At 69.4% G+C, this 21,419-nt stretch carries 41 protein-coding genes; 34 read left to right on the plus strand and 7 right to left on the minus strand.

Going from position 1 to position 21,419, the window contains the following annotated elements; genetic code table 11:
* Positions 1-22: 22 nt before the first annotated feature.
* The 18 genes from ABZ725_RS14185 to ABZ725_RS14270 all read left to right on the plus strand — a co-directional run bounded on the left by ABZ725_RS14185 (position 23) and on the right by ABZ725_RS14270 (position 7,338).
* Positions 23-679: a hypothetical protein gene (locus tag ABZ725_RS14185; RefSeq protein WP_358802954.1), complete on the plus strand. Its 657-nt coding sequence runs from the start codon at positions 23-25 to the stop codon at positions 677-679.
* Entirely contained in the window at positions 676-885 is a 210-nt protein-coding gene (locus ABZ725_RS14190) for a hypothetical protein (protein ID WP_358802955.1), read from the plus strand. The genes ABZ725_RS14185 and ABZ725_RS14190 overlap by 4 nt, the downstream gene beginning before the upstream one ends.
* Positions 886-947: 62 nt before the next feature.
* The gene (locus tag ABZ725_RS14195; protein WP_358802956.1) at positions 948-1,901 is read left to right on the plus strand and encodes a hypothetical protein; all 954 of its coding nucleotides are present in this window, start codon (positions 948-950) and stop codon (positions 1,899-1,901) included.
* 364 nt (positions 1,902-2,265) lie between these two features.
* Positions 2,266-2,517 carry a hypothetical protein gene (locus ABZ725_RS14200; RefSeq protein ID WP_358802957.1) on the plus strand — a complete coding sequence of 84 codons (252 nt, stop codon included), beginning with the start codon at positions 2,266-2,268 and terminating at the stop codon, positions 2,515-2,517.
* Complete coding sequence (locus ABZ725_RS14205; protein ID WP_358802958.1) at positions 2,517-2,732, plus strand: hypothetical protein; 216 nt, start codon at positions 2,517-2,519, stop codon at positions 2,730-2,732. Before ABZ725_RS14200 ends, ABZ725_RS14205 begins: the two co-directional genes overlap by 1 nt.
* 52 nt (positions 2,733-2,784) lie before the next feature.
* The gene (locus ABZ725_RS14210; protein ID WP_358802959.1) at positions 2,785-3,030 is read left to right on the plus strand and encodes a hypothetical protein; all 246 of its coding nucleotides are present in this window, start codon (positions 2,785-2,787) and stop codon (positions 3,028-3,030) included.
* A complete protein-coding gene (locus ABZ725_RS14215; protein WP_358802960.1) occupies positions 3,027-3,206 on the plus strand; it encodes a hypothetical protein in 180 nt (59 codons plus the stop codon). Before ABZ725_RS14210 ends, ABZ725_RS14215 begins: the two co-directional genes overlap by 4 nt.
* A complete protein-coding gene (locus ABZ725_RS14220; protein ID WP_358802961.1) occupies positions 3,203-3,517 on the plus strand; it encodes a hypothetical protein in 315 nt (104 codons plus the stop codon). Before ABZ725_RS14215 ends, ABZ725_RS14220 begins: the two co-directional genes overlap by 4 nt.
* Positions 3,514-3,894 (plus strand): hypothetical protein, encoded by a 381-nt coding sequence (locus tag ABZ725_RS14225; RefSeq protein WP_358802962.1) that lies wholly within the window; start codon positions 3,514-3,516, stop codon positions 3,892-3,894. Before ABZ725_RS14220 ends, ABZ725_RS14225 begins: the two co-directional genes overlap by 4 nt.
* Positions 3,891-4,163, plus strand: a complete 273-nt coding sequence (locus tag ABZ725_RS14230) for a hypothetical protein (RefSeq protein ID WP_358802963.1) — start codon at positions 3,891-3,893, stop codon at positions 4,161-4,163. The genes ABZ725_RS14225 and ABZ725_RS14230 overlap by 4 nt, the downstream gene beginning before the upstream one ends.
* Positions 4,160-4,438, plus strand: a complete 279-nt coding sequence (locus ABZ725_RS14235; protein WP_358802964.1) for a helix-turn-helix transcriptional regulator — start codon at positions 4,160-4,162, stop codon at positions 4,436-4,438. Before ABZ725_RS14230 ends, ABZ725_RS14235 begins: the two co-directional genes overlap by 4 nt.
* A complete protein-coding gene (locus tag ABZ725_RS14240) occupies positions 4,435-5,178 on the plus strand; it encodes a hypothetical protein (protein WP_358802965.1) in 744 nt (247 codons plus the stop codon). The genes ABZ725_RS14235 and ABZ725_RS14240 overlap by 4 nt, the downstream gene beginning before the upstream one ends.
* Positions 5,175-5,471: a hypothetical protein gene (locus tag ABZ725_RS14245; protein ID WP_358802966.1), complete on the plus strand. Its 297-nt coding sequence runs from the start codon at positions 5,175-5,177 to the stop codon at positions 5,469-5,471. Before ABZ725_RS14240 ends, ABZ725_RS14245 begins: the two co-directional genes overlap by 4 nt.
* Positions 5,468-5,851 (plus strand): hypothetical protein, encoded by a 384-nt coding sequence (locus ABZ725_RS14250; protein WP_358802967.1) that lies wholly within the window; start codon positions 5,468-5,470, stop codon positions 5,849-5,851. Before ABZ725_RS14245 ends, ABZ725_RS14250 begins: the two co-directional genes overlap by 4 nt.
* Before the next feature lie 118 nt (positions 5,852-5,969).
* Complete coding sequence (locus tag ABZ725_RS14255) at positions 5,970-6,200, plus strand: hypothetical protein (RefSeq protein WP_358802968.1); 231 nt, start codon at positions 5,970-5,972, stop codon at positions 6,198-6,200.
* 12 nt (positions 6,201-6,212) lie between these two features.
* Positions 6,213-6,704, plus strand: coding sequence for a hypothetical protein (locus ABZ725_RS14260; RefSeq protein WP_358802969.1), 492 nt, complete (start codon positions 6,213-6,215; stop codon positions 6,702-6,704).
* A gap of 89 nt (positions 6,705-6,793) precedes the next feature.
* On the plus strand, positions 6,794-7,078 hold the full coding sequence (locus tag ABZ725_RS14265; RefSeq protein ID WP_358802970.1) for a hypothetical protein: 285 nt from the start codon (positions 6,794-6,796) through the stop codon (positions 7,076-7,078).
* 41 nt (positions 7,079-7,119) lie between these two features.
* A complete protein-coding gene (locus ABZ725_RS14270; RefSeq protein WP_358802971.1) occupies positions 7,120-7,338 on the plus strand; it encodes a hypothetical protein in 219 nt (72 codons plus the stop codon).
* A 29-nt stretch (positions 7,339-7,367) separates the two neighbouring features.
* Here ABZ725_RS14270 and ABZ725_RS14275 read toward each other — a convergent pair whose 3' ends face one another.
* From ABZ725_RS14275 to ABZ725_RS14285, 3 genes are all read right to left on the minus strand, one after another.
* On the minus strand, positions 7,368-7,748 hold the full coding sequence (locus ABZ725_RS14275) for a DUF6083 domain-containing protein (RefSeq protein WP_358802972.1): 381 nt from the start codon (positions 7,746-7,748) through the stop codon (positions 7,368-7,370).
* A gap of 256 nt (positions 7,749-8,004) precedes the next feature.
* On the minus strand, positions 8,005-8,394 hold the full coding sequence (locus ABZ725_RS14280; RefSeq protein WP_358802973.1) for a hypothetical protein: 390 nt from the start codon (positions 8,392-8,394) through the stop codon (positions 8,005-8,007).
* Between the two features lie 134 nt (positions 8,395-8,528).
* Entirely contained in the window at positions 8,529-9,371 is an 843-nt protein-coding gene (locus tag ABZ725_RS14285; RefSeq protein ID WP_358802974.1) for a BRO family protein, read from the minus strand.
* 194 nt (positions 9,372-9,565) lie between these two features.
* Between ABZ725_RS14285 and ABZ725_RS14290 the strand changes: the two genes are divergently transcribed.
* Positions 9,566-9,994 (plus strand): hypothetical protein, encoded by a 429-nt coding sequence (locus ABZ725_RS14290; RefSeq protein ID WP_358802975.1) that lies wholly within the window; start codon positions 9,566-9,568, stop codon positions 9,992-9,994.
* 55 nt (positions 9,995-10,049) lie between these two features.
* Here the strand turns inward: ABZ725_RS14290 and ABZ725_RS14295 are convergent, their stop codons facing one another.
* Both ABZ725_RS14295 and ABZ725_RS14300 read right to left on the minus strand, forming a co-directional pair.
* Complete coding sequence (locus ABZ725_RS14295; RefSeq protein WP_358802976.1) at positions 10,050-11,534, minus strand: peptide deformylase; 1,485 nt, start codon at positions 11,532-11,534, stop codon at positions 10,050-10,052.
* A gap of 149 nt (positions 11,535-11,683) precedes the next feature.
* Positions 11,684-11,878 (minus strand): hypothetical protein, encoded by a 195-nt coding sequence (locus tag ABZ725_RS14300; protein WP_358802977.1) that lies wholly within the window; start codon positions 11,876-11,878, stop codon positions 11,684-11,686.
* A gap of 180 nt (positions 11,879-12,058) precedes the next feature.
* Between ABZ725_RS14300 and ABZ725_RS14305 the strand changes: the two genes are divergently transcribed.
* The 15 genes from ABZ725_RS14305 (at position 12,059) to ABZ725_RS14375 (ending at position 20,517) form a co-directional block, all read left to right on the plus strand.
* Complete coding sequence (locus ABZ725_RS14305; RefSeq protein WP_358802978.1) at positions 12,059-12,523, plus strand: hypothetical protein; 465 nt, start codon at positions 12,059-12,061, stop codon at positions 12,521-12,523.
* On the plus strand, positions 12,520-12,831 hold the full coding sequence (locus tag ABZ725_RS14310; protein ID WP_358802979.1) for a hypothetical protein: 312 nt from the start codon (positions 12,520-12,522) through the stop codon (positions 12,829-12,831). Before ABZ725_RS14305 ends, ABZ725_RS14310 begins: the two co-directional genes overlap by 4 nt.
* Before the next feature lie 85 nt (positions 12,832-12,916).
* Entirely contained in the window at positions 12,917-13,258 is a 342-nt protein-coding gene (locus ABZ725_RS14315) for a hypothetical protein (protein WP_358802980.1), read from the plus strand.
* A gap of 159 nt (positions 13,259-13,417) precedes the next feature.
* Positions 13,418-13,660: a hypothetical protein gene (locus tag ABZ725_RS14320; protein WP_358802981.1), complete on the plus strand. Its 243-nt coding sequence runs from the start codon at positions 13,418-13,420 to the stop codon at positions 13,658-13,660.
* Between the two features lie 34 nt (positions 13,661-13,694).
* Positions 13,695-13,925, plus strand: coding sequence for a hypothetical protein (locus ABZ725_RS14325; RefSeq protein ID WP_358802982.1), 231 nt, complete (start codon positions 13,695-13,697; stop codon positions 13,923-13,925).
* Positions 13,925-14,110, plus strand: a complete 186-nt coding sequence (locus tag ABZ725_RS14330) for a hypothetical protein (protein WP_358802983.1) — start codon at positions 13,925-13,927, stop codon at positions 14,108-14,110. The genes ABZ725_RS14325 and ABZ725_RS14330 overlap by 1 nt, the downstream gene beginning before the upstream one ends.
* A gap of 102 nt (positions 14,111-14,212) precedes the next feature.
* Positions 14,213-15,511, plus strand: coding sequence for a hypothetical protein (locus ABZ725_RS14335; RefSeq protein WP_358802984.1), 1,299 nt, complete (start codon positions 14,213-14,215; stop codon positions 15,509-15,511).
* Positions 15,512-15,534: 23 nt separating this feature from the next.
* On the plus strand, positions 15,535-16,140 hold the full coding sequence (locus ABZ725_RS14340) for a hypothetical protein (protein ID WP_358802985.1): 606 nt from the start codon (positions 15,535-15,537) through the stop codon (positions 16,138-16,140).
* Positions 16,141-16,195: 55 nt separating this feature from the next.
* On the plus strand, positions 16,196-18,469 hold the full coding sequence (locus ABZ725_RS14345; RefSeq protein ID WP_358802986.1) for a hypothetical protein: 2,274 nt from the start codon (positions 16,196-16,198) through the stop codon (positions 18,467-18,469).
* A gap of 211 nt (positions 18,470-18,680) precedes the next feature.
* The gene (locus ABZ725_RS14350) at positions 18,681-19,085 is read left to right on the plus strand and encodes a hypothetical protein (RefSeq protein ID WP_358802987.1); all 405 of its coding nucleotides are present in this window, start codon (positions 18,681-18,683) and stop codon (positions 19,083-19,085) included.
* 25 nt (positions 19,086-19,110) lie between these two features.
* Positions 19,111-19,302: a hypothetical protein gene (locus tag ABZ725_RS14355; protein ID WP_358802988.1), complete on the plus strand. Its 192-nt coding sequence runs from the start codon at positions 19,111-19,113 to the stop codon at positions 19,300-19,302.
* Between the two features lie 103 nt (positions 19,303-19,405).
* Entirely contained in the window at positions 19,406-19,579 is a 174-nt protein-coding gene (locus ABZ725_RS14360; protein WP_358802989.1) for a hypothetical protein, read from the plus strand.
* A complete protein-coding gene (locus ABZ725_RS14365) occupies positions 19,576-20,085 on the plus strand; it encodes a hypothetical protein (protein WP_358802990.1) in 510 nt (169 codons plus the stop codon). The genes ABZ725_RS14360 and ABZ725_RS14365 overlap by 4 nt, the downstream gene beginning before the upstream one ends.
* A gap of 2 nt (positions 20,086-20,087) precedes the next feature.
* Complete coding sequence (locus tag ABZ725_RS14370) at positions 20,088-20,306, plus strand: hypothetical protein (protein ID WP_358802991.1); 219 nt, start codon at positions 20,088-20,090, stop codon at positions 20,304-20,306.
* A 10-nt stretch (positions 20,307-20,316) separates the two neighbouring features.
* On the plus strand, positions 20,317-20,517 hold the full coding sequence (locus ABZ725_RS14375) for a hypothetical protein (RefSeq protein WP_358802992.1): 201 nt from the start codon (positions 20,317-20,319) through the stop codon (positions 20,515-20,517).
* Positions 20,518-20,800: 283 nt separating this feature from the next.
* Here the strand turns inward: ABZ725_RS14375 and ABZ725_RS14380 are convergent, their stop codons facing one another.
* The gene (locus ABZ725_RS14380) at positions 20,801-21,109 is read right to left on the minus strand and encodes a hypothetical protein (RefSeq protein ID WP_358802993.1); all 309 of its coding nucleotides are present in this window, start codon (positions 21,107-21,109) and stop codon (positions 20,801-20,803) included.
* The gene (locus ABZ725_RS14385) at positions 21,106-21,390 is read right to left on the minus strand and encodes a hypothetical protein (RefSeq protein WP_358802994.1); all 285 of its coding nucleotides are present in this window, start codon (positions 21,388-21,390) and stop codon (positions 21,106-21,108) included. Before ABZ725_RS14385 ends, ABZ725_RS14380 begins: the two co-directional genes overlap by 4 nt.
* Positions 21,391-21,419 lie beyond the last annotated feature (29 nt).

A 21,419-nucleotide genomic window follows, 5' to 3' on the forward strand; every position in this document is an offset into this window, starting at 1 on the left:
AACGTACAGACAAGGACAAGACGTGACTGACCAGACACCGCCCACCGACCAGCAGCTCGCCGACATCGAGACCCGCGCCAACGCCGCCACGCCCGGCCCGTGGTGCACCGACAGCTGGGAGATCTACCAGGGCACCGAGTACGAGCCCGGCATGTCGATGTGGATCGGCGAGACCTGCCGGGGCACGGGCAGTCTGGAGCAGGACCGGGCCGACGCCACGTTCGTGGCCGCCGCCCGGACCGACGTGCCCGCGCTGATCACGGAACTCCGCCGAGCCCTCGACCGTGTGGCCGAGCTGGAGGCCTACGCCAACGGCTGCGACGCCGAAGGCTGCGCCATCCCGCACTCCTCCTGGTGCGACGCCGCGAAGAAGTCCGCCGCCGAGAACGACGGCTGCACCTGCGGCCAGCCCTGGAAGGGCCACCCGCAGCCGCACGCCATGCACTGCTGGAAGGTCAACCCACCGCGCTCCGAGATCGACGAGATGCGGCGAGCGCTCGCCGCGATGCGCGACAAGACGCTGTCCACGGAGGCCGACGAGATCGTCGCGTACTGCCCGGACCACGGCCCGCAGGAGCAGCCGACGGTGTGGATGGTCTGCCACTGCCCGGTCGCCGACGACATGCGCCGCCCCGCCGTTTCTGCCGTGTCTGGTGCGGCCGACAGCAGGCAGCCGTGACGGCCCACTCGCTCGGCGTCGAGGTCTCCTGCGACGGGCCCGACGAGCAGACCGACTGCCCGGGGAGTGCCGCGATCCGTATCCGCTTCGCATCGCTGACGGCCCGGGAGGTACGCGCCGACGGCCGGAAGGACGGCTGGGCCCGCCAGCGCCGTGCCGGCCGCCTGGCCGACCTCTGCCCCGGCTGCGCCGCCCCGTCCACCTGACCCGTACTGGCGGCTCGCAGTCGAGTTGCGAGCCGTCGGCCCGCCCACCCTACGGAGGACCCATGAACCACACCATCAACCAGGCCGCGCGCTACCGCCAGCGTCCCAACGAGTGCGAAGCCATCCAGTGGACCGGCGCCAACGCCGATGCCCTGCGCGCCTTCGCGGGCAGCAACTTCGACACCATCGACCCCGAGGACCGCATCGAGGACCCGGACCAGGACGCGCAGATCCTCGTCGAGGCCAGCCACTGGGTGGGCATCAAGCCCACGGACTGGGTGCTGAAGTTCGACGGCTACTTCGTCGCCAAGTCGGACGTGCCGTTCCGAGCGGTGTGGGAGCCCGCCGTTCTGCCGTCTGTTGTCGTGTCCGCCGACCGGGCCACGCTGCTCCGGGCCGCCGAGGCGCTGCACGGGGAGGCCAAGCGCCTCACGGCAGAGTTCAACGACAGCGACATCCTCCACGAGGACGGCCCGGCCGCCACCGTGGCGACGTGGAAGCACGCGGCCGAGTTCCTGCGCCGCATGGCCGCCAAGGAGCAGCCCGCCGACGATCCGCTGGCCGGATACCTGGAAGAGCTGTCCGCAGCCGCCGAGGCGGTCGTCACTCCGGAGAAGACCGAACGCCTCCTGCGGCAGATCGCTGGCCGCCAGCTGCCCGCCGTCGGGGAGCAGCCCGACACGGCCGAGCACGTCTGCAAGCCGGGAGCGGCCCGGTATTTCTGCCCGACGAGCGGCAAGACGGAGTCCGCCTGCCACGGAGGCTTCGACGTCTGCTGCGACCGGCCAGACCTCCACCAGCTCGCTGGCCTGGAGCGGCCCGACGCCCAGACACGGGAGGCGCGGCCCGAGTGCGCCCACTGCTGGCGGGAGATCGAGGACCGAGGCACCCCGAGCATGGACGGCAACCACTACGTGAAGTGGGTCCACGTGCCCGGCGGCTTCACAGCCTGCTTCCCGCAGCGAGGCGGAGACAGCCCGGTCGCCGAGCCCAGGGCCACGGAGGCCCCGGAGTGAGCCCTGCCCCCGGTGTCCTGCTGCTGGCCGCGCTCGCCTGCCTCGGCGCCGGGCTGCTGTGCCTGATCGGGGCGGTCGTGTGCGCGGTCTGTGACTGGTGTCGGGGGCGCAGGTGATCGGCCTGGCGGTGTACCTCGTCGTGGTGGTCGCGTACAGCGCGCTGCTGTGCGGGCATCAGGGCGAGGACTGGCCACCGGGGTGGGTGTGGCGGCGGTGGCGGGCGCACCGAGCCCCTCCCGAGGAATTGCCGTTTCCCGCCCCCATAGCGAGCCGTAGACGGCCTAACCCCCTCCCGGCGGTCCCGAGCGACATCCGAGCCCCTGAGCGTCCGTCCTAGCCCTCAATCCGAGAAGGAGCCCAATCCATGATCACCCACGGCGAATGCGGCAAGACCTGGACCGGCCTGCGCCGCGCACATTGCCCGGCTTGTCACGAAACGTTCAACAGTGACAGCGCCGCCGAGCGTCACCGCGTCGGCAAGCCCGGCATCGACCGCCGCTGCGTCGACCCCGCCAGCGTCGGCCTCATCCCCATCGAGCAGCCGTGGGGCACCTGCTGGCAAGCACCCGGCACCGACCTCCGGTTCACCGCTGGCGTGACCGATGAGGCCGCCTGATGTTCAAGACCACCGACACCCGCCGCATCCGCCTCAAGGGCGGCGCCCGCGTCCACGACGTCGTGCCGCACTCGCGGCCGATGAAGACCGCGTGCGGCAAGAGCATCCGCCTCTTCGACGCGCGGGGCCGAGTTCTCGACCGCCCGCTCTCCGACACCACGGAGATCACCGTCACCTGCCGCGCCTGCATCCGCGTGACCACGCCACCCGCCTGACCTGCTCCTCGGCCGCCCCCACCCGGGGCGGCCCTGACCCCCGGAGACCGCCATGACCACCTACACCAGCGAGACCGTCACCCGCACCATCCGCCGCTGGATCATCCCCGCCGCCCAACCCTGGGGCGCGTGCATCGGCGACATCAACGCCGCCACCGTCGCCGCCTGCCGCGCCTACCGGGAAACATGCGGCCTGCCCGAAGACGCGGCCCTTCCCGACAACGCGCTTCGGTTCCACGTCGCCGACGACGCCATCGTCATCAGCTTCGAAACCGACACCCCGGTGGGGCAGCCATGACCGGCGTACAGCTCGCCCTCGAATGGTCGGAACCCTGCAACGACCCGCAGCCCACCAACCAGCCACCCACCCCCTTCGACCTCCGTCAACACGAAATGTGGGACCTCCGCGGACAGGGCCCCGGACCCCTCGCCCTCTGGACCGCCCACACCGTCCACGCCCCGGAGTACCTGTGATCGCCCGCACGAAAGCCCGCTACAGCCAGACGGCCGCCGCCCTGTTTGCCGCCGCCGGCATCTACGCCGGCGCCACACACCCCGCCCTCGGCGCGCCGGGAGTGGTCGCGGCGATCGCCCTGTACCTCGTGGCCCGCTCCTACCGGCGTGAGCACTGGCAGGCGGCCGTCGACTGCGAGCGGGCCCGGCGCGCGGCGATCGTCATCCCCGACCCGGCGCCGATGCCCGACTGGGAACAGCTCGCCGAACAGGCCCGGTACGACGAAACGTTCGGCGACATGATCAGCCACTGGAACGAGGACGCAGCATGACCGACAAGCCCTGCCCGCATCCCATGGTCGGTGTCGGTATGCCCGCCGCCCTCCACCTCGACGCGTTCGGCCGCGAGATCGACGCCGCCTTCGGCCACGTCCCCTACCTCGTCGGCACGGCTGCCATCGGCAAGCAGTGGCGGGATGTCGACGTCCGCCTCATCCTTCCCGACGACGAGTTCGACGCCCTGTTCCCCCGGGACCGGCCGGCCCACGAGGACGGCAGGTGGGGCCTGCTCTGCGCCGCGATCTCCGAACTCGCCCGCCAGCGCACCGGGCTCCCCGTCGACTTCCAGATCCAGCGCCGGACCTACGCCAACGACCGCTTCCCCGGGGTGCGCCATGCCCTCGGCCTCCACGACAGGAACGGGCAATGACCATCCTCGCCTGCAACGGCTGCCGCCGAACCAAGCCCGAACCCACCGGCGACCCCACCGACCTGTTCCCCTCCGAGCACTGCGGCGACTGCCCGCCCTGGACCTGCGAGACCTGCGGCGAGACGTGCTCCGCCGCAGCACTGTGCTCGTGCTGGGTCAGCTTCGACGGCATGACGACCGCCGACATCAAGGCGCTGCTGGCAGCCGACGCCGACGCGGCACCCGAGGGCGCGAAGGTGTTCGAGGTGAATCCGGTGATCGAACCGTGACCGCGACCCCGTTCGACCTCGACGTCGGCATCGGCCGGCTCACCGCACGCCAACGCCAAGTCCTTGCCCACGCTGCCAACGGACTCACGAACGCGCAGATCGGACGGCAACTCGCCCTCAGCCCGCCCACCATCAACCGGCACCTCGCCGCCATCTACAAGGCGCTCGGTGCCCGCGACCGGGCCAACGCCGTAGCCCTCGCCCTCCTGTCCGGTGATCTCTTCCGCGAAGACATCCAGATCCCACAGCGCGCAGCACGAAGGAAGAAGCCATGACCGACACCCCGACACACGGTTGCACGATCGACGGGCAGCCCGCCATACCCATCCTGGCTGCCGACTACAACCGGCTGATCGCAGACCTCGCCGAAGCCCGCGCGGAGATCCAACGCCACGCCGACGCCGAGGCCGCCGAACAATCGCGAACAACCCCGAACAACCCGCCCGGCAGCACCCGCGAACAACTCCCGCCCGCCGTCCTCGCCCTGCTCCCGACCCACCCGTACACGTCTACCGCCTGCCAGACCGCCGACGCCGTTGCCATCACTGCCGTCCGCGGCCTCCCGATGTACGCCGAACTCCGTGCCCACGCCGAACGGCTGCATGCCCGCTGCCGCCTCAACCACAAGTTCACCGGGGTCGCCTGCCGATGCGGCTGCCACGAGGCGGAGGAGCCGGCCGCGCCCGACGCGGGGTCAGACCTCGTTGCCGTTGTCGACAAAGCCGCCCCGGACGAGTTGTGCGCCGGCCGTCCCTGCGCGGGCAGCGGCTGCGCGCACGAACAAGCCGCCGACGAACTGATCGCGCACGACCAGGGCAGCGGCCACTACCCGACCGAGCCGGCTGCCCGTATCCGCCAGCTGAAAGATTTGCTCCACGAGATCCTCGACGAGCAGTACCTGCCGATACGTGCCGCAGACGGGACCGGGGAGATCGAGTACTACCAGCCGTGCCGCGTCCTGCCCAGCGTGTACGGGCGGTGGATCGCCGTGCGCGACGGGAAGGTGCAGCCGTGACCCGCGCCCACGCCCCGAAACCCAACCAGCGGGAACGCGCCCAACGGCAGACCACCATCGACACACTGCTCCAGCGCGCCCTCCGCGGCCTGCTCACCATCCCCGAAGCCGCCCTCCTCGCCGAATACTGGCGGGCCGAACAGCGGCTCGCCGACAAAACCCGCCGCAGCCTCGGCGCCACCACCCGCGCCCTCGAACACCACCGGGCCGCCGCCGACGCCGAAATCCAGCGACTCGAAAATCAGATCGAAGAACTCGCCGCCGGCCGTGAACCCCAGGAGCGCGCCGCATGACCGTCCACCGCCACCCCCAGCCGATCCTCGACGAACACTGGCAAGGGGAAGAGCTCGCCACCGACGACACCCACCGCTACCTGTGGCTGTGGCACGGCTTCAACATCCGGCTCATCGCCGTCCCCCGCGACGACAATCTGGGCTACGACCACGGCTGGTGCTACCCCCGCGACCCGCAGGCGGTAAGGGACGCCGTGGCCGCCTGGAACCCCGACACCCAAGACGAGCCCGTCGGCTGGCACAAACGCCCCACCGCGCCAGTGCGACGTGCCCCGTGCCGCGACGAAGAACCCGACTACAACCGGCCGCGCTGCGTCCACGGCAGCTACTTCCACCACGGATGCCGCACCATTGGCTGCCCAGAGCAGAGCCGGCCGTGATCTTCTCGTGCACCGCCCTCGCCGTCTCCATCGCCACCCTGATCTTCGTGCTCTGGAACGGCAGGAAACTCCGGCAACTACGCCAGCGAGAAGCCGACTTTCGGGCCCGGATACCCCGATGACCGACGACGCGCCCATCCCGCACGCAACCGACCAACTGCCCCTCGTCACCTCCACCAACGGACAGCCCTACGTGGGCATCGACGCCGTCGCCGCCCTCCTCCGCGCCATCGCCGAATCCTGCCGCAACCTCGCCGACGACCCCGACTGCGACCTGCTCACCGCGGCCGCCGCCATCGACATGGAAGCCGACAACCTCGACTTCCGGGCGATTGAAATGACCAGATAAGGAGCCCCGCTCGTGCACAGCGACGACATCCTCGACCAGATCGACAGAGCCCTCCACGACTACGACGTCAGCGACGACGCCATGCGCAGCCGGCCTGCACCCGAACCCGTGGTCTTCGGCGGGGTCGCACCCACGCTGTCGATCATGGACGAGGCGGGAGAATGGCAGGAGACCGCGGGCGTCACCGCCGTCGACCTCCACATTGAGCCAGCGCCCATCGACCTCGAGTTCCAGCAGGCGTGGCAGCAGGTGCAGGAACACTTCGGCCACCTCCACGCCGAACGCGCCCAACGAGCACAGGAAGCCCTCGAGCGTTTCCGGCGATCCTTCGAAAACGCTGCGGCGCCAAGCGCCCGACAGTCCGTCCAGGAAGCAGCGCGCAGCCTGGCCAAGCTCGCCGAAGCCGTACATCAGCCCGCCCACTGCGACCACCACCGCCCCGCCCTCCGGCGCGACCGGCCCGCCTGGCAGTCCCCCTACGGGCCGCCCCAGCGACGACAGTGAAGAAGGCCGGCCATTCGGCGAAGGCGGCATCAAGGCGGTACCGCCTTCCGATAGCCTCGAAAGCGGTACCGCTTATTCGGGAGGTAGCGATGAGTAGCGAGCCGTGGACCATCCAGCGGATCAGTGATGCTCTCGGCAACCCCGCTCTCGCCCAGCGCTTCCTCAGCGAAGTCAACCGGGCACCAGCCCATCAGCTGCTCACCGTTTTCGCGAAATGGCAGGGCATCGCAGAGCGCACCCTCGCAGCCGTCCAGCGAGGCCGCGAAGCCGCCGCCATCGAGGCGGCCGGCGGACAGGTGCCCGGTGACTGGCGTGATGTGACTGAACGTGTCCTTCAGGAAGCTGAGCGGATTCGCTCACGCGGCGCCGCCTGACCTGCTTGAGTGAAGGCGTGTACGCCCTCCGCTGCGACGCCGTGAACCAAGCAATCTGGGACGGCCTCCCCGACGAAGCCAGCGCCCGACTCGCCCTCGCCCTGGCCGACGCCTGCACCGACCCCATCGCCGCCACCCATCCCTACGGCGAAGACGACGGGATCATGCGCACCCTCGTCACCGGCGACATCCTCATCGTGATCTACCTCGGGCACCAGACGAAGACGCTCCACATCTTCCAGATTGACTACCTCGGCTGACCGCCCCCGACGGCCCGGGCACCCCGTACCTACCCGACGTCAGGCCACTCCTCCCCAGGCTGCGACGGTTCTGGATCCCCCCGCCGCTCCGCCGCCCGCGCGTTCTCGCCCCGCAGCGTCGTCAGCCACGGCCACAGATCAGGCAGCTCCTGCCCCGGACACGCCAGCCGATGCTCGATCCGGCACCGCTGCTCCACCACAGGCGGACACACTCCGTACACCGTCACCCGACCATCCGACAGGGTGATCCACCGGTGCTCAGCCGGCACCATATGCGCCAGCGGATGCATGTCCGGCTCCAGCAGCGCCCAGTCGTGCCCCAGCGTCGCCACCCGCTCCTGCGGCAGACCGCAGTACGGGCAGGTGAACATGGTCGTGTCCAGCCGCGATAGCCCCTCGTCAGCCCCCATGAGTCGAGCCTGCAGCCCCGCCCGGGGTGCCGACAGAGCGGGAATTGGACGGGGCAGGGGAGACGAGTCGAGCGTGGCGGGACAGGGCGCGGGCCGGAAGGCGTCTGCTGCATGCACACGACACACGGCAGCAGGCCGAGAAGAGGCAGCATCGCCGTGGCCTCCCGAACGGCCGCCGACGGCACCAAGCCCCTGACAGAAGAAGCCCCCTCGACCGCCGTCCGGTCGAGGGGGCTTCTTCTGCGCTCTGGGAGCCTCACGCGAGGCGGACGAACGCCCGCTCGCCATTGTGGAAGAAGACCGTCAGACCCGTATGGCTCTTGCCCTCACGCGCCGACCACACATCGATCCGCTCCGTGTCCGCCGGCTCCGACGCGCCGATCACGCCAGCCAGCCAGGAGTCCGGAGCAGCCGTCACCGGAGCGGCCGTGAACGCAGGCGGGCCAGCCATCACAGTCGCGGTAGGCGTCGCATGTTTTGCCCCCTCGGCCAGCTGCCCGATCACCTGCCAGCGAGACTCGCGGCCAGCGACCGTCGCGGCCAACGCATAGGGGTACGGTCCGCCCTCCCAGACGTCCACTTTCTGAACATCCGGAGTGTTTTTCAGCAGGTCAACTAGGTGATCGCGGAAATCCGCGGGACGCATGGGTGGATCCTTTCGGCGGGAGCCCGGCCAGTCTACGAGGGCTGAGGCGGGAGGGAAGACGTTGCACAGAACGTGTCGATGGGGTGACAAGAAAGCCCCCAGCCCAGACGGCCGGGGGCCGCCAGTGAGCACCATCAGGCAATGAGCCGGTTCTGGCCTCCATTCTCGAAAGCGTTGATCAGATCGACGATCTCGGCGTACACCTGTTCCAGCACGGGTCGGTCGTCCTCGGTGTAGACGGCGACCTTGTCGATGCGGGAGCCGGCCGGGCCGGGGATCTTCTCGGGACGACGGCCGTGCACCTTGAAGTACCGGTTGCTGACCCGGGAGCCGAAGCCGGACTGAAACTTCGCCACAGTCTTCGGCTTGTGGCCTTTCTCGGCGAGGAACGTGGCCGCGTACAGCGGCGTCTCCGACGACTCCAACTCGGGCCGCTCGCCCATCGCTCGGGCGACGATGATCTTTGCCGTCGCGGTTGCGTAGGACTCCGGGAGGACCCCAGCCTGCGCGAACAGGACCACAATCTCCGCCTGCTCTTTGTAAGGGCGCGGGCCGGCCGCTGCGGTGATCTCCTTCATTGCCGGGGGAGCGGCGGCGACCTCGTAGCGGCCGTGCTTGCGCAGGTTCGGCAACACGTCGCCGTAGACCCATGCCTGGAAGCGCTCCACGCGGCTGCGGATCGCCGCGTCACTGATCCTCTTCGCTTGACGCTGGCCGATCACCCGATAGAAGCCGGCCTCGAGCAGAATGTGAACCTCCTGCTCGCCGCCAGGGGTGGGAGACAGCTCCCACCCTTTCTCCTCGTCGGGCACGGTGCGCAGCATGTCTCGGGCTGCGTGGAAGCCGAGGGCGTGTGCGACGCCCGATGCGACCACCTTGAAGCTCTCTCCGCTGGGGATGAGCTCGATGTTGAACTCGCTGTTCGTGAAGCGTTCGAGGCCCCGGTTCTCGCCGGGATCGCTGAGGGATGCGACCATGTGGATGGTCCTTCCGGTCTGTTTGAGCGCAGCGGATTGATCGATGGGCCCGCCCGGTTCTTGGCGGTTCGGGGCGGGCCCGCCACGTCTCACGTTAGCCCCTTCCGTGGGCATCTCGCTACATCCAAAGGTAGCTAGAGGTAACTGGGGGCGTCCGCTAGTGATAGTTACCTGCTGTTGTGCATACTGAGGGCATGACCGACAGCCCGCCTCGCGACTACTCCCGCCTCGCCGGCATGGCGCGCAAGCGGCGAGCAGAACTCGGCCTCGCCCTCAATGATGTGAACGCCAAAGCCGGAGGCCTCTCTAACCGGACCTGGCAGCGCGTCGAGAAGGGCCTGGAGATCCGCGAGACCAATTACGTCAAGATCGATGGCCTGCTCCAGTGGGCCCCTGGCAGCTGCATCAGCATCCTGGAAGGTGGCGAGCCGGTACCGGTGCAAGAAGTCGCCGGAGCCCCGGGCATCCAGAAGTCGCCGGTCCCGCCCGAGGTGGTCGACGGTCAGGCGCGTGACGTCGTGCAGTTGGCTCTCATCGCGACGGCGAAGGGGACCACGGTCGAGGAGATCCGGGAGATGAGCGAGCGCGTCGTGCGTGATCTGCGCGAGCGAGGCCTGTTGTAGGGAATGCAACGAGAAGAGCCCCGGCCGACCGGCCGGGGCTCTTCTCGTGTCCGCACTACTTCCCGTAGCTCCAGCTGCTCCCGGTGCCCCGGTACTCCGAGACCGGGATCGGGTGCGCGCCGTCCCGCATCCGCTGCCGGTACAACAGGCCGTGCAGGTGGTCGACTTCGTGTGCGACGAGTCGAGCCATACCCCGCTCGAAGATCGTGATCCGCTCCTGTCCGTCGATGTCCATGTGCTCGACACTGATCGCCAGCGGCCGGGGGACCCTGCCGCGCACGTCGAAGAAGCTCAGGCAACCCTCGTACTGCTCATCTGTCTCGCGCGACACTTCGACGATGCGCGGGTTGAACAGGGTGATGGATCCGCCGTCAGGGGGGCGGACGATCGCGACGGCCCGGTCGATGCCGATCTGCGTTGCCGCCATACCCATGCCCTTGCCGAAGACGTGCACGGTGGATGCCCGTTCGGCAGCGGAGATCAGTTCGGCGACAACCCGGCGCGCGTCCTCGGCTTCGTCCGGTAGGACGAACGGGCGCGCGGTCTTCGTCAGAATCGGGTCGCCCTCTTGGACGATGCCAACGGCGCGCATCCTCTCGCTCGCGGTGGCTTCGGGCTCCAATACGTGCAATGCATCCTCCTGGTTTGGGCGGGTTCGGAACTTCCATTCAAGCCGATATCGGGCGTGCAGAGGCGGGTCTTCGGTCGACCACGAGAAGACGCGCCGGTCGTCTTCTTCAGTGCGGCGGATTGCGGTGCGGAACGGCATCGCCTCAGCGGTCATGCTCGTCTCCGTGCCCCACACGACTGGGTCGAGTTCGGCGGGGAAGTCGAGGCGAACGCTCATGCGCTGCGTCGGCAGGCGCACCGCTCGCTGGAACCACGAGCCCCACTTCTCGTCGCCCACGGTGTAGCTGTACTCCAGCCACACGGACTCGCCCGGGTATAGCGGGTATTGGCCGAAGAGGAGCCACAACTCCTTGAAGGCGTCCCGGTCGTGCTTCACCCGCCACGTCAGTGGCTCGCCGTCGATCGAAGCGCTGAGGCCGATTTCCTCCCACGTCAGGGGATGATCGCGGTAGTGCCGGTTCGAGCGCTCGGGATCTCCCGGATAGCGGTCGACGGAGATCCGGACCAGGTATCGGGTCACCGGGTCGGGGCTGTCGTTGTACAGCCGGCGCCGCTGGGTGGCTCGGTAGGTGCGGCCGTCGTAGTGGAGCGTCGTGTCCTCGTGCTTCACGATCAGGCTGGTGGCGTGCGAGTCCTCGCCATTCGATGCGGTGTGCGGTGTCGCGGCCGGGCGTCCTTGAGCCTCAAGTTCCCGGAACGTGCGACGCAGAGCGCCGCCGGCGTTGAGGACGTTGTCTGCCTGGTTGGCGAAGGAGCCCGAGGGGGCAAGTTGACCGCCCTCGACCTTCGACACGTAGGACGGCGTGTATCCGACCCGGTTGGCGAGGGCGGATTGCGAGAGCCCTCGCACGTCCCGCCAGTACTTGAGCTCGGCGACGAACGCCTCTGCTGCTGCCTGCTGCTCCGGCATGGCTCCCCTGCCTGTGCCTGTGATTGATGTGTGAGTGATCGACTCTCAGGCTGCCGTCACACCCCGTACTGGCGGTGTCCTCGATAGCGAGAGGCGGGCGTCTGCCCCGCCGCACTTCGAGGAGCGATCTTGGCGGCCAAGCTCAGAGGCTACGAGGGCGCGACGGGCGGCTTGCTGGGCCGCCTCGGAAGCTCGTCCGTTTCGTGCGTGAGCCAGCGAAAGAACGCATTGATGTGGTCGTTCAGGGTGGAGTCCACCTCGGCGACAGCGACCTTGGCGAGCGCCAGGAGCTCGGGTTCCGGGCGGTACGTCTTCGCGGGGATTCTGTGGACTCCATGGGGCATGGCGAAATCTTCGCATGGTGGATTGCCACCGGTCCATAGGTCGGTCTATGGTGGTGGAGTTCCACCGCGGAGCTGTCTTCCACCAGCATCTGTGTGCACAAATGAACGTGGCCCCGCCCTGGGCTTCCACACACCAGGACGAGGCCTGCCAGAACTCCCTGACGTAACCAAGGAGACGGCATGACCAACCATACCGGTGCGTCCGTGCGCGCCGATCACCCCACCGAACGATCGCTGTCCCTGTCCCTCGAAGCCGAGGTGATGGCCGACGCCGACACCGGCCGCCTGGCCCTGGTCGCGTCGACCGACCCGCAGCTCTCCGACTTCGCCGAGACGTCGCCGGCCCGCCTGCGCCAGATGGTCACGGCAGCCCGGGCGTGCCTCGCCGAGTTCGAGCGTCTCGCCGACGAGCAGGAGGCCCGCGACACGCTGGCCGCCCTCCTCGCCGAGCAGGACGTCGCCATGATCGAGGCGCCGCTGGACAAGCTGATGGACGTCAATGACGACCTCGCCGATCGACTTGCCTGCTGGGCGATGGAATCGCCCGACGGACGCCACTACGTCATCGTCCCGGCCGGGCAGGACCCGATCGCCCGCGTCGCCGCAGTCCGCCGCGTGATCGAGGACATGCGGGGTGCGTCATGACCGCCCCGACCGCTCCCCTCCCCGACCTGGCGGTTGCCGCGCTGCACCGTCTGGAGGCCCGTTTGGCGGGTCTGGCGGACGGCGAGTCGGCGACGATCAACGGCGTCGTGTGTACCGCGGTGTCGGTGCGGGTTGCGGATCTGCTGACCCGACACGACCGGCTCCAGTCCCGCTGTCGGCGTCTGTCGGCTGAGGCGGCGACGACGGAGGACTACAACCAGCTGCTGGACTGGCAGGTCATGCTTGCCGACTGCCGCTGCCAGCTCGCTGCCGCCGGTCGGCTTCACCTGGTCGAAGGTGCGTCGTGATCGCCGCCGACGACCACGCGAAGACGAAGGATGCGCTGCCGTCGCGGCCGCGCGGACCGCACCCGTACCGGACGGCGGTGGCGTCATGACCGACCAGATGTACCTGCGGCGCTGGCAGCGGGACGCGCACAGGGCGCTCGGCGAGTTCCTCCGGGTCGACGGCCTTCCCGCCGTCACGTGGACGATCCCCGTCTCCGGGGCGCTGGTGGCCGACGTCGACTCGTTGACGTCGACACCGGACGAGCAGCGTTCGGCGTTCGCCGCCTGGGCCCGTCACTTGGGCGCGGACGTGATGCCGGAGCGGACCGACTCGGGTGGCACGGTCCACCTGTACGCGAAGTTCTCTTGGCGCGGCCAGGGCGTTCGCGCCGCAGTTCGCGGCGCCATCCGGGCATCCATCTACCCGCCGATGGAGGACGACCGGTGACCGACGACCAGTACGCCGAGATGCTCCGCAAGCTCCGCGAGGCCAACAAGCGGTCCGAGGAAAACCAGAAGTAACCCACGATCCGCCGCGGTGCGGTCCGACACCCCCGTCCCGCACCGCGGCACCCCATCCCTGCATCACCAGCCGAGGAGATCAGCCATGTCCGCGTCCGTCGAGACCAGCGAGAACGCCGCCCTGTCGCCCGGAACTATCCACCACTGGGTCATGACCGTCCAGGCCGACGATGGCCGTCAGGGGACGACCGACGGCGTGATCAACGTCGTGCCCGGGGTCCACACCCGCGAGGCCACCTACAGCGAAGTGCTGCGAGCTGTGAAGCAGTGGATCGGGTCCGACAGCGTCACAGTCCTGTACTTCGCTCTGCAGCCCAACCAGCTCTGACTCCAACCTCCCACTGCGCCTGAAAGGCACCGCCATGTCTCCGTTCCTGTTCGACGCCGATCTCGCCGCCACCGATCTGGGCCGCAACGCCCGGGCCGTGACCCTGGTGGGTTCCGTGCCAGCCATGTCGATCTCCGACCTGTTCGCCGAGTACGCGGCCGCGGTCGCCCGCCGGGACACAGCCCGCCAGGCGGAGATCCGCCGCAACGCCGGCCCCGACCTGCTCGCCGAGCTCGACGGCTTCCACTACCTGGCAGCGGCGTGATGCACACCGGATCCGCCGACGAACTCCGCGCCAAGACGGCCCGCAGCCAGGAGATCGGCCACCAGATCGCAGCCCTCTTGAACGAGGCGGAGCGGCTCGCCCCCGGCGGGGTGTCCGCGCAGGTCCGCGGCCTCGGATTCACGGTCCGGCGGACTGTTGCTGGCTTCACCGCAGACACGAGGTGAACGGCATGCGCCTCATCTATGCGGCCGGGATTCTCCTGCCGCTACCGCTGATCGTCATCACCTACCTGATCACTCGCTGACCCTGGAAGGGACTGATCCACCGTGACCGCCACATCCGTCGAGAAGGTCAACGGCACGCCGAAGACCTCGCCCGAGCCCCGGTTCGACCCGGTCGCCCTGGCCGAGGCGGAAGCGATCCGGACCCGCGCCGCCGCCGAAGCGAACGCCGCCCGCATCGACGCCGAAGCCAAGGCGGAAGCCGAGAAGACCAAGGCGGCCGAGGAAGCCGAACGGCAGCGCATCCTCAACGAGCGCGCCCGCATGCGCCTGGAGAAAGAACAAGCCGACCACACCGCTGCGCTCGCCAGGCGCGCCGCCGACACCGCCAAAGCCAACGCCGAACGCGAAAGGGCGGAGAACGCCGCCGCAGAGCAGGACACCGCGGACGCGAAGCGCGAGGCGGAGCAGCGGCGGTCGGAACACTGGTGGAAGTGGGGTGCCCGCAGCATCTACGCCACCGGCCTGATCATCGCCGCCCCCGTCCAGTTCATGCACTTCTGGGACCCCGCGCGGAAGTTCCTCATCGCCGCCCCCGCACTCCTCGAAGGGTTCGCCCTCGTCCTCGCCCTCGGCGCCGCGTGGGCTGTCGCCCACCGCCGCGACGTCCTGCCGTACCGGATCGGCATCATGGCCGGCGCGATCATCGCTGCCGCCGTCAACCTGTACGGCGGCCTTACCGACGAGGCCATCGGATTCAACGCAGGCCTCATCGGCGCCCTCGCCTCCGTCGGCGGCCCCGTCGTACTGATGGCCTACGAGCACGGCATCGCGCAGCGCGCCGACGGCATCCCGTCCAGGCGTGAGCGCCGCGCCGCACGCCGGGCGAAGGAAGCCTCCGACCGCGCGAGGGAGAAGGCCCGCGTCGAGAAGCAGGCCGCCGACGCGAACGCTGCCGCCGATAAGGCCGCCGCACAGAAGGCTGCCCAGGAGGAGCAGGCCCGCAAGGACGCCGACCGTCAGACGAAGCACCCGGACGTGTGGGAGGTCGCCGACGCGCTGCGCTCCGCCCGCGGCTCCCGGTACGTGACGGACCAGATTTGGGGCGAGACGTGGCTCCTCGTCACCGGCTGCAAGACGGTCGGCATCCGCGCCGAAATCGAAGCCCAGTCGCGCGCCGCACAGGCTCACATGCGGACCGTCACCGAAGCCCCCGTTCTCGGATCGTTGTCGCTGGTCAATTCCCAGCCACCCGCGCGCGGAAAGAAGGACCCGAACGCCCCTGACGGGCGCCGAAACAACGGCGGCACACCCCCTATCCGGCGGCCTGGTGACGCCCCTCCGCCCAGCACTCTCGCCCGTACCCAGGCGCGCCTTGAGCGCACCAGCCCGAACGCCGACTAACCCACCACACAGGAGAGATCACCATGTCCACCGTCATCCGCCGGATCGCCATCTCGGGCAGCGCCGCCGTCGCTCTCCTCGGAGGTGTCGCCACCGTCGCCGCCGCCGCTTCGGAGACCACGTCCGCCGGCGAGATTCAGCACCGCATCGACCGCGCAACCGGAGCCCCCGTCACGCTCCCCGACGGACGCGTCATGCACATCCGCGGCCTCGACACCGCCGGCCAGTCCGCGACTCCGGAGCAGCACACCGCCACCGCGGTCCTCGCCGCCTACAAAGCGGATGCCGACGACCCGGCCGGCATCACCAACGGCCTCACCCCCGACAGCGGTTCCGGCAGCGCCCTGCAGAACCCGCTCAACAGCGGAACCGGCGCGGTGCAGACCGGCGTCAACGATCAGATCGTCACCCAGGCCAGCGGCGGCACGGTCGCGGTCGGAATCGTCGCGATCTTCGTTCTCGGGATCATCGTGTTCGTGCGGGTCAAGCACCGCGACATCAAGCCCGGGGACGCCGTCCTCGTGGGCCTGTTCGGCATTGCCATCTCCGGAACCGTCATCGGAGCCATGGGCAATCAGATGACCACCTCCCTCGTCGGCTCCCTCAGCGGAGTCCTCGGCGGCCTCTAGCCACCCCGCGGGGCCCACGCCGGGCCCCGCCACCTCCCGGAAAGGACACGGCCCCGTGGCCACCGAAGCCCAGCCCAACCCCGTCGAGCAGCAGGCAAGCATCCCGCCCATGCCCGCCGAACCGCCCCGCATCCCCGGGCCGTCCCGCAGCGGCCGCGCCAAGGGCGCCCTCAAAGAGCAGTCCGGGCACGCCAAAGCCCGGCTCTCCGACTGGCTGGGCGGCGGCGACCTCGACCCCGTCACCGTCATCCAGCTCGCCACCGAGACCAAAACCCGCAAGCACACCGAGAAGATCGCCCAGCAGCAGCGGCGCGTCGCCGAAGCCCACGCCCGGTTCTCCGTCGCCAAGATGCGGGCCGAAGTCGAGGATGGCGGCAACACGTCCGCCCTGGCCAGCCTCGGCGGGCGGGTCGCCGCAGAGGAAGCCAAACTCGCCGGCCTGCAGGCCACGCCGCTGCTCCCGCCGACCGACCGGGAGATCGCCGCCGCCCGCACCGGCAAGAAGGCCGGCCGCGCCGCCATCGTCGCCGGCAGCAGCCTCGCCACCTTCCCCGCCCTCGGCACCGCGATCGAGCAGGCCGCAGGCGGACAGCCCATGCTGCTTGGCCTCGCCGCCACCGGAGTCGCCTACGGCTGGTACCTCCTCTCCCGCCCCTTCACGGCGCGCACCGTCGAGGGGGTGGAGATCCCTTTCGTGACGACCCCGACCGGCAGCCTGCCCGCCACATTCCAGGCGAGCCCGGCCGGGGGAGCGGTGATGCCCGGCATGAACGGCGTCGTCATGTCCGTCGAGCAGCTGCCCGAAGGCGCCAAGCCGTTCCCGCTGCGGAACGCGTCGACGCCTGACCAGCTCGCCCAGTGCGTCCTGCTGGCCGCCCGCGCCGAGAGCGTGCCCATCGTCGAGGTGTCGGATGTGGTGCGGCAGCCGTGGGGCTGGCAGTGCACCGTCCGCGTCTCCGAGGGCACACCCGAGGTCATCATCACCAAGGCGGGAGATCTGGAGACCCGCTTCGACCTGCCCACCAACGGCGTCCGCCCGCAGCCGATCAAGGCCCGCCGGGCATGCGCAATCCTGCGGCTCATCGACGGCAACCCCTTCGCCACCGCCCCGGGCCTGCCCTACCGGGCCCCCAAGTCCCTGTCGATCACCGACAAGTTCCGTGTCGGCACCTCCGTCGGCGGCGACCCGCTCGAGCTGTCCCTCGCCGGCGTGATGGGTCTGTGGGTGGCAGCGTCGGGCGGCGGCAAGACCGGCATCCTCCAGGCCCTCGCCGAGGGCGTGACGGCCTGCCGCGACAACATCACCATCGACCTCGACCCCTTCGGCGACGGACTCGAAGACCTCGGCGACGCCGTGAGGATCACCGCCCGCACCAACGAGCAGATCGAAGCCGTCCTGCTGTTCTTCCTGGTCATGGCCAAGGGGCGGGCCCGGCTGCGGGCCAAACTCGGCATGGGAAAGAAGTGGCAGGCGAGCCCCGAACGCCCCGCCGTCACGATCTTCTTCGACGAGCTCCCGAAGGCCAGCACGCTCGCCAAGCGGCTGTACTTCGACCTGCTGCTCGTCGGCCGCAAGGAGCTGATCGTCGAAGAGGCCGCAGCGCAGGGCGGCCAGAGCAGCTACCTCGGCGCCAACATCGCCCAGATGGTCGCCCTCAAGGCGGTCGGCCCCTGCAAGGTCGAAGACACCCGGTCGGTGTTCGGGGACGGCTCCGTCAAGGAGGGATACCTGCCCCACAAGCTGTCGCCGGCCACCGCCACCGACCCCAAGGACGCCGGACACATCTTCATCCAGGGCGTGCCCGGCATGGCCGACGAGCCGATCGAGTACGCCATCCATGAGGCGCCATCCGACGTCCTGCGCCAGCTCGCCCAGGAGCGGCTCGAGGCCGGACTCCTCGACCCCGACCAGGACAGCCTCGACGCGATGCGCGGCGTCGACCTGCCCGAGTACGTCGAGGCCGAGTACGACAACGAGGGCAACCTGAAGAAGGCGGCCCCGGTCGAGCTGCTGTCGTGGGAGTCGCTGCTGAAGTTGTGCGGCGCTGAGCCGTCGGCCCGCGCAGAACTGGTCGACGGCCCGGCGCGAGCCGCCGTCGAGGACGCGGTGGCCGTGATGGAGAAGGCGGGCGTCGACCGGATGAAGACCGAGGCACTGCTTGGCGCCGCGCAGGAGTACGACCCCGCCGCCTATGGCGGAATGACGGTCGAAGAGTTCAAGGCGCTGATGACTCAGGCAGGGGCCGGAGGGCCGGTGACGCTCGGCCCTATCGGCGTGGAGAAGAATCCGCGCGGTTTCAAGCTCGCCAAGCTGACCACCCTTCTGTGACCGCAATGCGAAGTATGTACCGCTGATCAGGGCCCGATCAGTCTTGCTCACGCCGTGAACCCGCAGGTCACAGCCGCTCAGGTCGCCGCTCAGGGCCCGCTCTGAGCAGCGCCTGAGCGGGGCCCCGGCTGGTTCTGACCTGCATGTTTACCGCCTGAGCAGGCCTGATCAGCAAGAACAAACCGTCACAAACCAGAAAAGGAGCCTACCCATGCCCAAGACCTGGGGCCGCGGCGATGCCAAGCGGTTCGCCCGCCAGCTCGAGCTCGGCCGGACCTACTGGATCGTCATGAACGTCGCCCGAAACATCGCCCCCTACGAAGACGCGCAACTCTGCTCCGCCTACGTCTTCACCAAGCGGCTCCCGTTCACCGGCACCCCCTGCACCGACGGCGACTACAGCGCCGAAACCCTCTGCCAGAACTTCGGCCCCGTCTACGACGAGAAGCCCCGCGGCATCCGCGACATCGCCGACGCCGCCCCCCAAGTCGCCGGCCCGCTCCCCGCCGGCTACGAAGCAATCCTCGACCACGCCGAAATCCGCGGCATGGAGAAGCTCGCCAGCGACGGATCCAACCCCCGCAAACGCCGCCTCATCGGCACCTGGCGCGTCTGACCCCCACCCGAGAAGGAGAACCCCGATGTCCGACCTGGAGATCACCCACCAGTCCGTGCACGACTACATCGCCGCGAAGAAGCGCGGCGACCGGGCAACCACCGAACAGATCATCGACCAGGCCAAGGCCCGCTTCAACACCCGCACCACCGACGGCAGCGAGATGGCGCAGCTCCTCCACGCCAGCATGCACGTCCGCCTCGGCGAAGACCTGTAGCCGAGCCGGGGCGCCCCTCGAATGCCTGGAAGCGACCAGGGGCGCCCCGTCCACCCCGCCCGACACGAAACAGAACGAGGAGATCGACATCATGCCAGGCCGAATGACCGACCAGGAATGGGAAGCCCAGAACGGCGCCCTCTCGCCGGAGGAAGCCCGCGCGCAGGGCCTCTGCTGGCATTGCACCGGGAAGAGCGTGCTGTACACCGCCTTTGGCGGCGACCAGGTCACAGTCCCGTGCGGCGAATGCCGCGGCGACGGCAAGGACCGGCCGTGACCACTCGGACCGCGGCCCGCACCGCCACCGCGCCCGCACCCGCCGTCGATCTGGAAACCCGGCTCGCCCTCACCGAAGCCGCAATGAACGTGCGCCTCGCCAACGCCTCCGCCGCCATCGAGATCAACACCGCCCACATCCCCATCGACCCCATCCCGCACATCGACGCCGCACCCCTGCTCACCCCCGCCACCAGCCCGTGCCCCTATCGGACCACCGTCGCCACCGCCCTGTGGCGGGCCCGCAACCACCTAGCCGCCCGCGGCTGGTGCACCGGAGCACTCCGCGACGAACAAGGCGCCATCTGCCTCATGGAGGCCATCCGGGTCGCGGCCCCCAGCAGCAGCCTCGCCGACACCGCCATGAGCGTCCTCCTCGAAGCCATCCGGCGCGACTTCCCCGACGCCGTCAGCGTGCCCGCCTGGAACGACCGGCGCGCCACCCCGCACCTCGCCGACCGCTACCTCGACCGCGCCGCCGAACTCGCCCACGCCCGGGGGATGTGACCGTGCCCTTCGAACGCATCAGCAAGATCCTCGAAGCGCCTGACGGGGCATTCGTCTACGCCCAAGCCGACTACGCGGGCCACGCGTTCAGGGTCGTCTGCTCTGGCTGCCCTGATCTGCAGGACACCCCCTACAACAGCAGCGCAGGAGCCCTCCTCGCCGCCTCCTATCACGCCGAACACGACGCCAATCAGCGGCACGTACCCACCCGCAAGAAGTGAAGGAGCGCCCATGTCCATGCCCACGCCCGAACAGATCCAGGAAGCTGGCCGCCAGCTCCAGCGCGGCGGACTCCTCGGAACCGGCAGCAGCAAATACGCTGACAAGCTTGTCGAGCAGGCAGTCGAAGCAGGAATGAACGAACAGGAAATCGCAATGCAGATCCTGGCCGCCGCAGCAGACCACAACCCACGCCCCTGGGCCAGGACCTGACGGCCGGCCGCGGCCAACGGTTCTAGGCGTCAGCCAGGCACGCCAGGGCCCCGACCGGAACCTTCTCCGCCCGGGGCCTTTGCCTTGCCGAGAACGGCCCGCGCCATCCACCGGGCACCCGCCACCTGACGCGGCGGCATCGCCAACTGCAAGCCAGCCGCGACAAGCAGCCGCAGGCCCTCCGCCGTCTCCGACTCGTCATCGCCCTGCACCGTGAACCTCAGCGCCATACCGGCAGTCTGCCCGGCAGGTGGGGGAGGCGGGGCGGGAATCGGAGAAGCGGCTACCCGCTCCAGGCGTCGTCGTAGCCGTTCGAACCCCGGTGCTCGTCGGCGAGCATCCGCAGCTGCATGTCGGCGATCTGCCCCGTCGGGCCGGCGGTACCCAGGTAGGGGACCACGGTCTCGTCGAGGAAGCGCATGCGGGTCTCGGCGGCGTGGACCCTGCCGAATTCGCCCGCCCGGGAAGGGGCGATGTCGAGTTCTGGTACCTGCCCGGTGGCCGCCAAGTTCCGCATCGTCCGGGCCAGTTCCACGCTGCTGGCGTAGCGGCCGCGCAGGAAGTCGACCATCGCCGCTTGCTCCGGGGTCACTCGGCGGCCTCGGGTAGTGCGACCTTGCGGGCGCGGGCGAGTTCGGCTCGGCTCTGGTAGCGGGGGTCGACGGGGATGTCGTTGGCGTCACGGAGACGCCGGAAGGTCTCGGCGGACTCGCCGGTCAGTTCAGCCAGCTGAGCCGGGGTGGCGCCCTTGTGGAGCGCCTCCAGGCCGATGATGCGGGTCGCGGGCTTCAGCTCCCTCTCGACCTCGCGAGCCTTCTTGTAGCGGGCGAGGGTGCGCGCCTCTTCTTCTGTGGGGGTCCAGTCGCTGGTCATGCCTGCATTGTGGCACGCGTTCGAGCACT

It is taken from the genome of Streptomyces sp. NPDC006872 (assembly GCF_040635845.1).
Taxonomy (GTDB): domain Bacteria; phylum Actinomycetota; class Actinomycetes; order Streptomycetales; family Streptomycetaceae; genus Streptomyces.

What these genes read in the sequence shown, in the direction of transcription:
- ABZ725_RS14240 (WP_358802965.1), top strand. Translation starts at nt 4,435, where the DNA reads ATGACCGACACCCCGACACACGGTTGCACGATCGACGGGCAGCCCGCC.
- ABZ725_RS14330 (WP_358802983.1), top strand. Translation starts at nt 13,925, where the DNA reads ATGCACACCGGATCCGCCGACGAACTCCGCGCCAAGACGGCCCGCAGC.
- ABZ725_RS14255 (WP_358802968.1), top strand. Translation starts at nt 5,970, where the DNA reads ATGACCGACGACGCGCCCATCCCGCACGCAACCGACCAACTGCCCCTC.
- ABZ725_RS14230 (WP_358802963.1), top strand. Translation starts at nt 3,891, where the DNA reads ATGACCATCCTCGCCTGCAACGGCTGCCGCCGAACCAAGCCCGAACCC.
- ABZ725_RS14210 (WP_358802959.1), top strand. Translation starts at nt 2,785, where the DNA reads ATGACCACCTACACCAGCGAGACCGTCACCCGCACCATCCGCCGCTGG.
- ABZ725_RS14225 (WP_358802962.1), top strand. Translation starts at nt 3,514, where the DNA reads ATGACCGACAAGCCCTGCCCGCATCCCATGGTCGGTGTCGGTATGCCC.
- ABZ725_RS14295 (WP_358802976.1), bottom strand. Translation starts at nt 11,534, where the DNA reads ATGCCGGAGCAGCAGGCAGCAGCAGAGGCGTTCGTCGCCGAGCTCAAG.
- ABZ725_RS14265 (WP_358802970.1), top strand. Translation starts at nt 6,794, where the DNA reads ATGAGTAGCGAGCCGTGGACCATCCAGCGGATCAGTGATGCTCTCGGC.
- ABZ725_RS14300 (WP_358802977.1), bottom strand. Translation starts at nt 11,878, where the DNA reads ATGCCCCATGGAGTCCACAGAATCCCCGCGAAGACGTACCGCCCGGAA.
- ABZ725_RS14275 (WP_358802972.1), bottom strand. Translation starts at nt 7,748, where the DNA reads ATGGGGGCTGACGAGGGGCTATCGCGGCTGGACACGACCATGTTCACC.
- ABZ725_RS14205 (WP_358802958.1), top strand. Translation starts at nt 2,517, where the DNA reads ATGTTCAAGACCACCGACACCCGCCGCATCCGCCTCAAGGGCGGCGCC.
- ABZ725_RS14215 (WP_358802960.1), top strand. Translation starts at nt 3,027, where the DNA reads ATGACCGGCGTACAGCTCGCCCTCGAATGGTCGGAACCCTGCAACGAC.
- ABZ725_RS14305 (WP_358802978.1), top strand. Translation starts at nt 12,059, where the DNA reads ATGACCAACCATACCGGTGCGTCCGTGCGCGCCGATCACCCCACCGAA.
- ABZ725_RS14360 (WP_358802989.1), top strand. Translation starts at nt 19,406, where the DNA reads ATGACCGACCAGGAATGGGAAGCCCAGAACGGCGCCCTCTCGCCGGAG.
- ABZ725_RS14290 (WP_358802975.1), top strand. Translation starts at nt 9,566, where the DNA reads ATGACCGACAGCCCGCCTCGCGACTACTCCCGCCTCGCCGGCATGGCG.
- ABZ725_RS14285 (WP_358802974.1), bottom strand. Translation starts at nt 9,371, where the DNA reads ATGGTCGCATCCCTCAGCGATCCCGGCGAGAACCGGGGCCTCGAACGC.
- ABZ725_RS14350 (WP_358802987.1), top strand. Translation starts at nt 18,681, where the DNA reads ATGCCCAAGACCTGGGGCCGCGGCGATGCCAAGCGGTTCGCCCGCCAG.
- ABZ725_RS14320 (WP_358802981.1), top strand. Translation starts at nt 13,418, where the DNA reads ATGTCCGCGTCCGTCGAGACCAGCGAGAACGCCGCCCTGTCGCCCGGA.
- ABZ725_RS14280 (WP_358802973.1), bottom strand. Translation starts at nt 8,394, where the DNA reads ATGCGTCCCGCGGATTTCCGCGATCACCTAGTTGACCTGCTGAAAAAC.
- ABZ725_RS14385 (WP_358802994.1), bottom strand. Translation starts at nt 21,390, where the DNA reads ATGACCAGCGACTGGACCCCCACAGAAGAAGAGGCGCGCACCCTCGCC.
- ABZ725_RS14315 (WP_358802980.1), top strand. Translation starts at nt 12,917, where the DNA reads ATGACCGACCAGATGTACCTGCGGCGCTGGCAGCGGGACGCGCACAGG.
- ABZ725_RS14340 (WP_358802985.1), top strand. Translation starts at nt 15,535, where the DNA reads ATGTCCACCGTCATCCGCCGGATCGCCATCTCGGGCAGCGCCGCCGTC.
- ABZ725_RS14325 (WP_358802982.1), top strand. Translation starts at nt 13,695, where the DNA reads ATGTCTCCGTTCCTGTTCGACGCCGATCTCGCCGCCACCGATCTGGGC.
- ABZ725_RS14375 (WP_358802992.1), top strand. Translation starts at nt 20,317, where the DNA reads ATGTCCATGCCCACGCCCGAACAGATCCAGGAAGCTGGCCGCCAGCTC.
- ABZ725_RS14200 (WP_358802957.1), top strand. Translation starts at nt 2,266, where the DNA reads ATGATCACCCACGGCGAATGCGGCAAGACCTGGACCGGCCTGCGCCGC.
- ABZ725_RS14310 (WP_358802979.1), top strand. Translation starts at nt 12,520, where the DNA reads ATGACCGCCCCGACCGCTCCCCTCCCCGACCTGGCGGTTGCCGCGCTG.
- ABZ725_RS14250 (WP_358802967.1), top strand. Translation starts at nt 5,468, where the DNA reads ATGACCGTCCACCGCCACCCCCAGCCGATCCTCGACGAACACTGGCAA.
- ABZ725_RS14195 (WP_358802956.1), top strand. Translation starts at nt 948, where the DNA reads ATGAACCACACCATCAACCAGGCCGCGCGCTACCGCCAGCGTCCCAAC.
- ABZ725_RS14355 (WP_358802988.1), top strand. Translation starts at nt 19,111, where the DNA reads ATGTCCGACCTGGAGATCACCCACCAGTCCGTGCACGACTACATCGCC.